This window comes from Streptomyces sp. PA03-1a (assembly GCF_033792805.1).
Lineage (GTDB): Bacteria > Actinomycetota > Actinomycetes > Streptomycetales > Streptomycetaceae > Actinacidiphila.
Genome location: NZ_JARAVO010000270.1, coordinates 1 through 12088, shown reverse-complemented (window position 1 = coordinate 12088; position 12088 = coordinate 1). Strand labels below are relative to the sequence as shown.

Here is a 12088-nt window from a genome sequence, read left to right as displayed (position 1 = left end):
AGCGCCCTCAAGTGGGACATGCCGAAGGTCAAGCAGCTCGTCTCGGAGCTGAAGAACGACGACAAGGTCACGGTCACGCCCGACTCCTGACCCCGTGGGACGGCCGAGGGGCCGGCCGGGCGCGCACACCGCGCCCGGCCGGCCCCTCCGTTCTTCCCGCTCGCCCGCGGGGCTCACGGGGTGGAGGAGCCCAGGCGGTCGAGGGAGTGGTTCGCCACGTACTCGGCCATGGTGTCGTTGCGCATGGCCTCCCACAGCCGCGTGGTGCCGCTCTCGTCGAGCAGCACCACCGACTGGCCCTTGATCATGTCGAGCCCGCCGACCGGGGCGTTCATGAAGACCATGTCGCCCTCGCGCACCCCGCGCATGCTCCACATCAGGTCGCGCAGGTCCCCGTCGGAGAGCCGGTCGTCGACGCTGACCACACCGGTGACCCGGTCCAGCAGCTCCTTCGCCTTCAGCGGGTTGCTCATGGAGTCCTTGGTCAGCGTCTTGGCGATCACCGCGCGCAGGAAGGCCTGCTGGCGGTGGGTGCGGTCCAGGTCACCGCGCGGCAGGTCGTAGCGCCAGCGGACGTACGCGAGGGCCTCCTCGCCGTTCATGTGCTTCCCGTCCAGGTCCACGCCGCCGATGTCGTCGGTGAGGGTCTTGAAGCCGCTCCAGTCGATGACGGCGAGGTGGTCGACCTTCACGTCGGTGAGCCGCTGCACGGTGTCGATCAGCAGCGGCGGGCCACCCCAGGAGAAGGCGGCGTTCAGCTTGGCCTTGCCGTTCCCCGGGATCGGGACCCAGCTGTCGCGGGGCAGCGAGACCACGTACGCGTGCTCGCGGTCGGCCGGCAGGTGCACCAGCATCATCGTGTCGCTGCGCTGGGCACCGCGCTTCCACTCCGGGGCCTTGGCGTCCCGGCCGGTGGTCGGCAGCTCGGAGCGGGTGTCCACACCGACGAGGAGGAAAGTTTCACCGCCCTTGGCGGCCTGCGGCTGCTCGCTCTCGGGCACCTTCGTCGGGAACACGTTGGGAATGCGGGCCACCTTGCCGGTGTAGTGGTCCACCGTCCACCACAGCGTCCCGGCCACCCCCAGCACCCCCGCGGCCAGCAGGACCAGCGCGCCCAGCAGCACCCTCCGGGTGCGACTGCGCCTCCTGCGGGCCGGCTCCGCCGTCCTCCCCGGCGCCGCTTCCCGCTCCGTTTCCGGGACCGCCGTCTCCTCGTGGCCCACCGGATCCGTCGTCGTCATGATCCACCCCCACCCTGTGCACCCGCTCCCCACGCGTGCGTAGGGGGCATTGTGGCGCCTGGGACGGTGCCATGCCCATGCCCCGGCCCCCTTCGGTGCACGCGCCGGGGAAAGCCCGGTCACCGCCCGGGGCTATGCTCAACCTCGCAATCAGGCCACGACCTGGGAGGGACCGTCCGCATGGCGCTCAAGCTCACCGTGATCGGCACCGGCTACCTCGGCGCCACGCACGCCGCGGCGATGGCCGAGCTGGGCTTCGAAGTGCTGGGCCTGGACATCGACCCCGCCAAGATCGAGACCCTCGCGGCGGGCCGCGTGCCCATGTACGAACCGGGCCTGGAGGAACTGCTGCGCCGCCACGTCGCCGGCCTGCCGGACTCCAGCGGGCGGCTGCGCTTCACCACCTCCTGGGAGGAGGTCGCCGCCTTCGGCGACATCCACTTCGTCTGCGTGAACACCCCGCAGAAGCAGGGCGAGTACGCCTGCGACATGAGCTACGTCGACAGCGCCTTCGAGCTGCTCGCCCCGCACCTGCAGCGGCCCGCACTGGTCGTCGGCAAGTCGACCGTCCCGGTCGGCAGCGCGGCACGGCTGGCGGCCCGCCTGGCCGAGCTCGCCCCCGCAGGGGACGGGGCGGAACTGGCGTGGAACCCCGAGTTCCTGCGCGAGGGCTTCGCGGTCCAGGACACCCTCCACCCGGACCGGATCGTGGTCGGCGTCGCCTCCGGGCACGCCGAGAAGCTGCTGCGCGAGGTCTACGCGGCCCCCGTCGGCGAGGGCACCCCCTTCGTCGTCGCCGACTACCCGACCGCGGAACTGGTCAAGACGGCGGCCAACGCCTTCCTCGCCACCAAGATCTCCTTCATCAACGCCATGGCCGAGGTCAGCGAGGCGGCCGGCGGCGACGTGGTGAAGCTCGCCGAGGCCATCGGCCACGACGAGCGGATCGGCGACAAGTTCCTGCGCGCCGGCATCGGCTTCGGCGGCGGCTGCCTGCCCAAGGACATCCGCGCCTTCATGGCCCGCGCCGGTGAGCTCGGCGCCGACCAGGCGCTGACCTTCCTGCGCGAGGTCGACTCCATCAACATGCGCCGCCGCAGCCACATGGTCGAGCTCGCCCGCGAGGCCTGCGGCGGCAGCGGCTTCCTCGGCAAGCGCATCGCGGTGCTCGGCGCGGCCTTCAAGCCCGACTCCGACGACGTGCGGGACTCCCCCGCGCTCAACGTCGCCGGGCAGATCCACCTCCAGGGCGGCCAGGTCACCGTGTACGACCCCAAGGCCATGGACAACGCGCGGCGGCTCTTCCCGACGCTCGGGTACGCCGCGACGGCGCTGGAGGCGGTCCGCGGGGCCGACGTCGTACTGCACCTCACGGAGTGGCGGGAGTTCCGCGAGCTCGACCCGGCGGTGCTCGGGGCGGTGGCCCGGCACCGGCACGTCATCGACGGGCGGAACGCACTGGAGCCGGCGGTGTGGCGTGCGGCGGGCTGGACGTTCCGGGCGATGGGCCGCCCCCACGCGTAGCCCTCCGGGGTGCGGTGTGGTTCCGGCCCGGGGTGCCCCTTGCGGCCCGTTGTCGTGTGCGGGTTGTTTGCGCCTGCGGCGGGCGGTTTTCCCGCCGCCCGCCCGATGGCCCGGCGCGGTCAGTGCGGGCCTGCGCACTGTTGGGTTGGGGTCGGGGCCGCGCCGGCGCACTCCCCCAGCCTTCGGCCGGGGGGACCCCCACAGCGCTCGCGGTTTGGCCCTGCAGTATTCGGCGCCGGGTCCGCCGCTCGTCTCCCCCAGCCTTCGGCCGGGGGGAGACGAGCGGAGCACGCGGCGCCGAATGACGTGAGGCAGCGCCGCGAGCGCCGAGGAGGTGCCCCGGCGCGGCACCGACGCCAGGCACACGGTGCGCAGGCCCGCACCAACCGCGCCGGGCAATCGGGCGGGCGGGTGGGGGAGAAACCGCAACAGCAACAACCGCGGCGCCGCACATAGAGGCGCCGAGGGCCCGGAGCATGCCGCTCCGGGCCCTCGGCGCGTGCGCGGGCACAGACGTCAGTGGACGTCGCCCATGAGCCGGATGACGCGCTTGCGGTACGCGATGAAGGCCGCGCCCGCGGCGAGCGCCACGAAGCCCTGGACCGCGAAGGAGGTCTCCGACAGGAAGCCGTCGCCGATGACCAGCTGGAGGATGGCCGCCACGCAGTCGCCCGCCGTCACGGCGAGGAACCACAGGCCCATCATCTGGCTGGCGTACTTGGCCGGGGCCAGCTTGGTGGTGACCGACAGGCCCACCGGGGACAGGCACAGCTCGGCGGTGGTCTGGATCAGGTAGACCACGGCCAGCCACAGCGGGGTGACCTTGGCGTCGCCCGAGGCGGCGGCCTGCGCCAGCATCATCACGACGAAGGAGGCGCCGATGCCGATGAGACCGAGGGCGAACTTCACGGTCGTGCTCGGGTTCTTCCGGCGCAGCTGTATCCACAGCGCGGCAAAGACCGGGGCCAGGGCCATCACGAACAGCGGGTTCAGCGACTGGAACCAGCTCTCGGGGAAGTCGAAGCCCCACAGCGTGGACGCGGTGTGCTCGGAGGCGAAGACCGTCAGCGTGGAACCCGACTGGTCGTAGATCATCCAGAACAGGGCGGCCACGATGAAGAACCAGATGTAGCCGGTGACCTTGGTCTTCTCGTCCGAGGTGAGCTCCTGGTCGCGTCGGATGCGCCAGAAGTAGAAGCTCGGCACGGCCAGGCCCAGCAGGGAGAGGGGCCACAGCACCCAGTTGATCGTGAAGTGGCCGGTGAAAGTGACCACGCCGTAGAAGACGACGGCGGCGACCAGCCACAGCAGCGCCTTCTTCATCAGGCCGGCGCGCTCGGCGACGTCCAGCGGCGTGGGGACCACGCTGGAGACCGGCGCGAGGTGCTTGGTGCCGATGAGGAACTGGGCGAGGCCGAGCGCCATGCCGACACCGGCGAGGGCGAAGCCCAGGTGCCAGTTGACCTGCTGGCCGACGGTGCCGATGACCAGCGGGGCGAGGAAGGCGCCGAGGTTGATGCCGATGTAGAAGATCGTGAAGCCGCCGTCGCGGCGCGGGTCGTTGCGGTCCGGGTAGAGCTGGCCGACCATCGTCGAGATGTTCGACTTCAGCAGGCCGGAGCCCACGGCGATGAAGACCAGGCCGACGAAGAAGGAGGCCTTCACCGGCACGGCCAGCAGGAAGTGGCCGATCATGATGATCGCGCCGCCGATGGCGACCGTACGGCGCGGGCCCCACAGGCGGTCGGCGAACCAGCCGCCCGGCATCGCCAGCAGGTACACCGTGGCGGTGTAGACGCTGTAGATGGCAAAGGCGGTGGCGGCCTTCATGCCGAGGCCGCCGTCCGCGACCGAGGCCGTCAGGTAGAGGACGAGCAGCGCCCTCATGCCGTAGTAGCTGAAACGCTCCCACGTCTCGGTCAGGAAGAGAGTGACCAGGCCGCGGGGGTGGCCGAGGAAGTTCCTGCCGCTGAATCCGGAGTTCGGCGCGGCAAGGCCCTCAGTCAGGCTGGACGCCATGGACTTTCCTTGCTTCTCGGGACGCGCTGCGAGAGCGGTGCGCGCCCGGGTGGGGGGTGACCGGCACCGGGGCGCGGGGGCGCACCGGGATCCACGGCCGACGCCTTCACAGGCGCGGCCCCGGCCTACAGGTCGTTGACTGAAATACTGGTGGGGACCGGTCCCGTCGCAGAAGGGTCCTTCGACGCGTGGGGCGCGCCAGAGGTCCCATGGGCTGTTTCGGGCCTTTCGTTACCTTATGGCAGCGCGAGATGTGCTATATGGGATGACTTGAGATGTACCTCACAACAGTGACGGCCCGCCCGGCGTGCGGTTTCTCCGGGCGGACTACCATCAGCCCATGACCCGCGTACTGCTCGCCGAGGACGACGCATCCATCTCGGAACCGCTCGCACGCGCGCTGCGCCGCGAAGGGTACGAGGTCGAGGTGCGCGAGGACGGACCCGCGGCGCTCGAAGCCGCCCTGCTCGGCTCCTTCGATCTTCTGGTGCTCGACCTGGGGCTGCCCGGAATGGACGGGCTGGAGGTGTGCAGGAGGCTGCGCACCGAAGGCCATGGCTTCCCGGTGCTGGTGCTCACCGCCCGCGCCGACGAAGTGGACACGGTGGTCGGCCTGGACGCCGGCGCCGACGACTACGTGACCAAGCCCTTCCGGCTGGCCGAGCTGCTGGCCCGGGTGCGGGCGCTGCTGCGGCGCGGCACCGCCGAGGCCCAGCATCCCTCCACCCAGGGCGTGCGGATCGACGTCGAGTCGCACCGCGCGTGGATGGGCGACGAGGAACTGCAGCTCACCGCGAAGGAGTTCGACCTCCTACGGGTGCTGGTGCGCGACGCCGGCCGGGTGGTCACCCGGGAGCAGCTGATGCGCGAGGTCTGGGACACCACGTGGTGGTCCTCCACCAAGACCCTGGACATGCACATCTCGTGGCTGCGCAAGAAGCTCGGCGACGACGCGGCGGCCCCCCGCTACATCTCCACGGTGCGCGGTGTCGGCTTCCGGTTCGAGAAGAACTAGCACGCCCGGGGCCCTCACGGTCTGAGACGCTTCACTCATGCGCCGCCGTCTCATCCAGTCCACGCTCGCCGTGGTGCTCGTCGTCATCGCCGTCTTCGGTGTCTCCCTCGTCCTGGTGGAGGCCCGGACGATCGAGAACAGCGCCAAGGAGAGCGTGGACTCGGAGGCGGTCCGGCTGGTCGGCATCGTCGAGAGCAGGATGATCGGCGAGGAGCGGATCAGCCGCGAGGTGCTGGCCCAGCAGATCGCTCCCGGGCGGTACGCGCTGGTGCAGATCCCCGGGGCGGACCCGATCACCATCGGCACCAGGCCCACGGGCCAGGTGATCTCCTCCCGGCAGACCGGCGAGCAGGGCGAGATCGTCACCGTCGAGGAGTCCCGCAGCAAGGTCAGCCAGGAGATCGGCCGCACCCTGCTGATCATCCTGGCGGTGGCGCTGCTGGCGGTGCTGGCCGCCGTCGTGCTCGCGGTGCGCCAGGCGCGCCGGCTCGGCAGCCCGCTGACCGACCTGGCGGAGACCGCGGAGCGCCTGGGCTCGGGCGACCCGAGACCGCGCCACCGGCGCTACGGGGTGCCGGAGCTGGACCGGGTCGCCGACGTGCTGGACCGCAGCGCCGAGCGGATCGCCCGGATGCTGACCGCCGAGCGGCGCCTGGCGGCCGACGCCTCCCACCAGCTGCGGACGCCGTTGACGGCGCTGTCGATGCGGCTGGAGGAGATCATCGCCACGGCCGAGGACGAGGACGCCGTCAAGGAGGAGGCGACGATCGCACTCGGTCAGGTGGAACGGCTCACGGACGTCGTGCAGCGGCTGCTCACCAACGCGCGGGACCCGCGGACCGGCTCGGCGGTCGTCTTCGACATCGACGACGTGATCAAGCAGCAGGTGGAGGAGTGGCGCCCGGCGTACCGCAGCGCGGGCCGGGCCATCACCTCCGCGGGCAAGAAGCGGCTGCGCGCGGTCGGCACCCCCGGGGCGGTGGCCCAGGTGCTGGCGACGCTGATCGAGAACGGGCTGATGCACGGCTCCGGCACGGTCGCGATCTCCACCCGGGTCACCGGGACGCAGGTCGTGGTCGAGGTCACGGACGAGGGGCAGGGCGTGCCGCCGGAGCTGGGGGCCCGGGTCTTCGAGCGCACGGTCAGCGGCCGCAACTCCACCGGCATCGGCCTCGCAGTCGCGCGCGACCTGGCCGAGGCCGACGGAGGCCGGCTGGAGCTGCTGCAGCAGCGTCCTCCGGTCTTCGCGCTCTTCCTGGCAGGGGAGGACCGGGCCACCCGCGGGAGGGGCACGGAGAAGCGCTAGCCGGCCTTCAGCGCGCGGAGGACCGGGCGCCGTGGGTTCCGGTCCTGGCGCCGGGGGTCTCGGTGCCCTTAGCGACCAGGAACGATTCTGCCTGCTGCACCGTCTCGCGGACGGGCAGCGCCTTGAACACCCAGGAGCGGTAGGACCAGAAGCGGAACAGGGTCGCCACGCCGATGCCGATGAACTTGAAGACGTTGCTCTGCAGCGGGCTGTCCCAGCCGAAGGCGTAGGTCGCCGTGTAGAGCACCCCGTTCTCGATCACCAGGCCCACCGCGCTGAACGCCAGGAAGAGGGTCAGCTCGCGGGTACGGCCCGACTTGTCGCGGTCACGGTAGGTGAAGTAGCGGAAGCCCACGTAATTGAAGACGATCGCGACGACGGTCGCGATGATGCTGGCCCGTACGACCTGGAGGTCGGTGACGTGCCGGACGAAGTTGAAGACCCCGATGTTGACCAGGACCCCCGCCCCGCCGACCGCCCCGAACTTGGCGATCTCGCGGGTCATCGCGGTCAGCCCGTTCCGCAGTCCTGCGCGGGTGCTGGACCCGGTCGCACCGTCCATGTGATCGTTCGGCCCCGTCTGTGTCTGGTCAGTGACCTTCATGCTATCCGGGGCCCCCGCGGGACGGCGGTCGGTGCGACATTCGTGCCCCGATATCCTGGTGACTGTGACATTCCCGGTAGTCGGCATGATCGGCGGCGGCCAGCTCGCCCGTATGACCCACGAGGCGGGCATCCCCCTCGGCATCAGGTTCAAGCTCCTCAGCGACACGCCCGTGGACTCCGCGGCCCTGGTCGCCGGGGAAGTCGTGGTGGGCGACTACCGCGACCTCGACACGTTGCGCGCGTTCGCCGCCGGCTGCGACGTGATCACCTTCGACCACGAGCACGTCCCCACCGAGCACCTGCGGGCGCTGGAGGCCGACGGCATCGCCGTCCGCCCCGGGCCCGACGCGCTGGTGCACGCCCAGGACAAGGGCGTGATGCGCGCGAAGCTCGACTCGATCGGCGTGCCGTGCCCGCGGCACCGCATCGTCTCCGGCCCCGCGGACGTGACGCGCTTCGCCGAGGAGGGCGAGGGATACCCCGTCGTGCTCAAGACGGTGCGCGGCGGCTACGACGGCAAGGGCGTGTGGGTCGTCCGCGACGAGGCCGGTGCCGCCGAGCCGTTCCGGGCGGGCGTGCCGGTGCTGGCCGAGGAGAAGGTCGACTTCGTGCGGGAGCTGGCGGCCAACGTCGTGCGCTCCCCGCACGGGCAGGCGGTCGCCTACCCGGTGGTGGAGTCCATCCAGGTCGACGGCGTGTGCGACACGGTGATCGCGCCGGCGCCCGAGCTGCCGGAGGCGCGGTCGGTGGAGGCCCAGCGGCTCGCGCTGACCATCGCCAAGGAACTCGGTGTCGTCGGGCACCTGGCGGTCGAGCTCTTCGAGACCCGGGACGGCCGGATCCTCGTCAACGAGCTGGCCATGCGCCCGCACAACAGCGGCCACTGGACCCAGGACGGCGCCATAACCTCGCAGTTCGCCAACCACCTGCGCGCGGTGCTGGACCTGCCGCTGGGCGATCCGCGCCCGCGCCAGCCGTGGACGGTGATGGCCAACGTGCTCGGCGGCGACTACCCCGACATGTACGCGGCGTACCTGCACTGCATGGCCCGGGACCCGCAGTTGAAGATCCACATGTACGGCAAGGACGTGAAGCCCGGCCGCAAGGTGGGCCATGTCAACACCTACGGCGACGACCTGGCCGAGGTGCGCGAACGCGCCCGGCACGCCGCCGACTACCTGCGAGGGACGATCCAAGAGTGAGCAATCCCGCTGGGCCGCTGGTCGGCATCGTGATGGGTTCCGACTCCGACTGGCCGGTCATGGAGGCCGCCGCGCAGGCGCTGGACGAGTTCGAGGTGCCGTACGAGGTCGACGTCGTCTCCGCGCACCGCATGCCGCGCGAGATGGTCGCGTACGGCGAGCAGGCCGCCGAGCGCGGCCTCAAGGCGATCATCGCGGGCGCCGGCGGCGCGGCGCACCTGCCCGGGATGCTGGCGTCGGTGACGCCGCTGCCGGTGATCGGCGTGCCCGTACCGCTGAAGTACCTGGACGGCATGGACTCGCTGCTGTCCATCGTGCAGATGCCCGCCGGTGTCCCGGTCGCCACGGTCTCGGTGGCCGGCGCGCGCAACGCGGGCCTGCTGGCGGTGCGCATGCTCGCCGCACACGACGCCGAACTGCTGGAGCGCATGCGGCACTTCCAGGACGAGCTGAACCAGCAGGCCACCGAGAAGGGCAAGCGCCTGCGTGCCAAGGTGGAGGGGTCGGCCGGGTTCGGTTTCGGAGGGAAGAAGTAGTCCATGGACCTGCTCGCACACGCACAGGAGCTGCTCACCGCCCACCCCGTGGTGGACGGCCACAACGACCTCCCGTGGCGGTTGCGCGAGCAGGTCCGCTACGACCTCGACCGGCGGGACATCGCCGGTGACCAGTCCGCCCACCTGCACACCGACATCCCCCGGCTGCGGGCGGGCGGCGTCGGGGCGCAGTTCTGGTCGGTGTACGTCCGCAGCGACCTCACCGGGGGCGACGCGGTCGTCGCCGTGCTGGAGCAGATCGACTGCGTGCTGCGCCTGGTCGGCCGTCACCCGGACGCCCTGCGCCTCGCGGTGACCGCGGACGAGATGGAGGCCGCCCGCGCCGAGGGCCGCATCGCCTCCCTGATGGGCGCCGAGGGCGGGCACAGCATCGCCAACTCTCTGGGTGTGCTGCGGATGCTGTACACGCTGGGCGTGCGCTACATGACGCTCACCCACAACGACACCATCGACTGGGCCGACTCTGCCACGGACGAGGCGCGGCACGGCGGCCTGACCGCCTTCGGCGAGGAGGTCGTCCGCGAGATGAACCGCCTCGGCATGCTCGTCGACCTCTCCCACGTCTCCCCCGGCACCATGCGGGCGGCGCTGCGGGTCAGCCAGGCCCCGGTGCTCTTCTCGCACTCCTCCTCGCGCGCCGTCTGCGACCACGTCCGCAACGTCCCGGACGACGTCCTGGAGCAGCTGCCCCGCAACGGCGGTGTCGCGATGGCCACCTTCGTGCCGCAGTTCATCCTGCCGGCGGCAGCCGAGTGGATCGTCGGCGCGAACGAGAACATGAAGGCCCACGGCCTGCACCCGCTCGACCAGTCCGCCGAGGCCCAGGCCGTCCAGGAGGCCTACGCGGCCGACCATCCCCGGCCGGTCGCGGACATCGGCACCGTCGCCGACCACCTCGACCACATGCGCGAGGTCGCCGGCGTCGACCACCTCGGCCTCGGCGGCGACTACGACGGCGTCGCCCACCTCCCCGAGGGCCTCGGCGACGTCTCGGGCTACCCGCGGCTGTTCGCCGAACTCCTGCGCCGCGGCTGGTCCGAGGACGACCTCGCGAAGCTGGCGTGGCGCAACGCGGTCCGGGTGCTGCGCGACGCCGGGTCGGTGGCGGAGGGTCTGCGGGGCGAGCGCGGGCCGTCCAACGCCTCGATCGAGGAGCTGGACGGCCCCACCGCGCGGTAGCCGGTGCGCCCCCCGGGTCAGCGCCGCAGGCGGCTCCACGGGGTGAAGGTGAAGACCGCGCCGCCGAGGAGGAGCACGGTCCCCGCGACGAGGGCGAGGGCGTGCAGGGCGGCCCGGTCGGAGGAACCGGTGTCGGCGAGGCCGCCGGAGGTGCCGGTCGTGCCGCCCGACGTGCCGGACGACCCGCCGGAACCGCCGGTGATGCCGCCCTCCTGGCCGGTGACGTCCAGGGTCAGGGAGACTCCGGGGTCCTTGGTGGGGGTGCAGGTCGTGGTGGTGCCGAGGGCCTCGACGGTCAGCACGCCCGGGGTGAGGGTGGCCTGCCCGTCGTGGGCGGGTGTGTACCTGCCGGTGAGGTCGGGGATCTCGATGGGGTCGCCCGCCTTGATGGGGTCCTTGTTGGTGGGGCCCTCGACGGCGACCTCGCCCTGGTCCACGCCGCCGACCTCGACCTTCATGGAGGGTTTGACGGAGTCGGCGGGTATGTCGGCGGGGCTGTCCATCACGGACTCGCCGAAGCGGACGGTGAGGTCGTAGGCGCCGCCCTTCTCCTCGGCGTCGATCCGCACGGGCGAGACCGCGCTCTTGTCGCCGATCGGGGTCTTGCAGGCGTAGGAGACGTCGACCTCCTTGCCGGTGTGGGAGGTTCCGCCGGTGGCGGTGCCGCTGGGCGTGGTGCTCGGCCTCGTCGTGGGGGTGGTGCTCGGCGTGGTGGTGGGGGTCGTGGTCGGGGTGGTCGTCGGCGTGCCGGTGCCGCCGCCGTCCGCCGTCACCTTGATCGTCGCGGCGACCGGGACGGTGCCGGTGGGCACGCACGTGGTGTCCGTGGAGAAGGCGTTGATGGCGTAACCGCCGGGGGTGAGCGTCACGTCGCCGGGTGCGGTGAGCTTCAGCGTGCCCTTCATGTCGGAGAGCTTCATTTCGCTGTTCTTGGGGATCGCCGGGTTCTCGCGCGGTCCCTCGACGGCCAGGCCGCCGCTCTGGGCGCCGGCGACGGTGATCTCACCGGACGGCTTGACGCTGTTCGCGGGGAGGTCGATGAGGTCCGGGTTCTTGGAGGCGGCCTGGGTGAACTTCCAGACCACCTCGATCTCGTCGCCCACCGCGGCCGTGGCGGGCGCGCTGATGTCCGCCTTGGTGGTCCCGTTGACCTTGGGCAGGCCGGACGCCGCGGGCGGGGTGCACTCGGTGGCGTACGCCACTTCGGCGGCAGCGGCTGGGAGGGCCGCGGCGAGGACGCCCGCACCGCTGAGCATCAGGGCGAGGCCGACGGCGGTGGCGGCCCGGGATCGTCGGTGGGTCACGTGTGGTTCCTTTCGTGGCGGTGGGCGGTGCCGTCCGTCCATGAGGTGGCCTCAGCGGTGCGGTGCTGCGGCTGGTGGTCGTGGCTGAACCACGGCAGGGTGGGCGCCGGGCCGGCCGGCGGGCCGGGGGGCGGG

The 12088-nt window shown here is 71.7% G+C and carries 10 protein-coding genes; 6 read left to right on the top strand and 4 right to left on the bottom strand.

The annotated features are described in order from the left end of the window. Positions 1-173: 173 nt before the first annotated feature. Positions 174-1241, bottom strand: a complete 1068-nt coding sequence (locus tag PV341_RS38910; protein WP_500360269.1) for an LCP family protein — start codon at positions 1239-1241, stop codon at positions 174-176. A 180-nt stretch (positions 1242-1421) separates the two neighbouring features. Between PV341_RS38910 and PV341_RS38905 the strand changes: the two genes are divergently transcribed. Next, positions 1422-2765, top strand: a complete 1344-nt coding sequence (locus tag PV341_RS38905; protein WP_500328632.1) for a UDP-glucose dehydrogenase family protein — start codon at positions 1422-1424, stop codon at positions 2763-2765. Between the two features lie 516 nt (positions 2766-3281). On the opposite strand, the gene PV341_RS38900 is transcribed toward PV341_RS38905, so the two are convergent. Then, positions 3282-4784 (bottom strand): peptide MFS transporter, encoded by a 1503-nt coding sequence (locus PV341_RS38900; RefSeq protein WP_500328633.1) that lies wholly within the window; start codon positions 4782-4784, stop codon positions 3282-3284. A gap of 340 nt (positions 4785-5124) precedes the next feature. Here PV341_RS38900 and PV341_RS38895 point away from each other — a divergent pair, with 340 nt between their 5' ends. Both PV341_RS38895 and PV341_RS38890 read left to right on the top strand, forming a co-directional pair. After that, positions 5125-5799, top strand: coding sequence for a response regulator transcription factor (locus tag PV341_RS38895; RefSeq protein ID WP_018559726.1), 675 nt, complete (start codon positions 5125-5127; stop codon positions 5797-5799). A 37-nt stretch (positions 5800-5836) separates the two neighbouring features. Beyond that, positions 5837-7105 carry a sensor histidine kinase gene (locus PV341_RS38890; protein ID WP_500328634.1) on the top strand — a complete coding sequence of 423 codons (1269 nt, stop codon included), beginning with the start codon at positions 5837-5839 and terminating at the stop codon, positions 7103-7105. Between the two features lie 7 nt (positions 7106-7112). Here PV341_RS38890 and PV341_RS38885 read toward each other — a convergent pair whose 3' ends face one another. Further along, positions 7113-7610 carry a GtrA family protein gene (locus PV341_RS38885; RefSeq protein ID WP_500328698.1) on the bottom strand — a complete coding sequence of 166 codons (498 nt, stop codon included), beginning with the start codon at positions 7608-7610 and terminating at the stop codon, positions 7113-7115. 163 nt (positions 7611-7773) lie between these two features. Between PV341_RS38885 and PV341_RS38880 the strand changes: the two genes are divergently transcribed. The 3 genes from PV341_RS38880 to PV341_RS38870 are packed head-to-tail and all read left to right on the top strand — an operon-like array spanning position 7774 to position 10649. Then, a complete protein-coding gene (locus PV341_RS38880) occupies positions 7774-8913 on the top strand; it encodes a 5-(carboxyamino)imidazole ribonucleotide synthase (RefSeq protein WP_500328635.1) in 1140 nt (379 codons plus the stop codon). 32 nt (positions 8914-8945) lie between these two features. Then, positions 8946-9449, top strand: coding sequence for a 5-(carboxyamino)imidazole ribonucleotide mutase (gene purE, locus PV341_RS38875; RefSeq protein WP_361797940.1), 504 nt, complete (start codon positions 8946-8948; stop codon positions 9447-9449). Positions 9450-9452: 3 nt separating this feature from the next. Continuing rightward, positions 9453-10649 carry a dipeptidase gene (locus PV341_RS38870; protein ID WP_500360268.1) on the top strand — a complete coding sequence of 399 codons (1197 nt, stop codon included), beginning with the start codon at positions 9453-9455 and terminating at the stop codon, positions 10647-10649. A gap of 17 nt (positions 10650-10666) precedes the next feature. Here the strand turns inward: PV341_RS38870 and PV341_RS38865 are convergent, their stop codons facing one another. After that, entirely contained in the window at positions 10667-11905 is a 1239-nt protein-coding gene (locus PV341_RS38865) for a hypothetical protein (RefSeq protein ID WP_500328699.1), read from the bottom strand. Positions 11906-12088 lie beyond the last annotated feature (183 nt).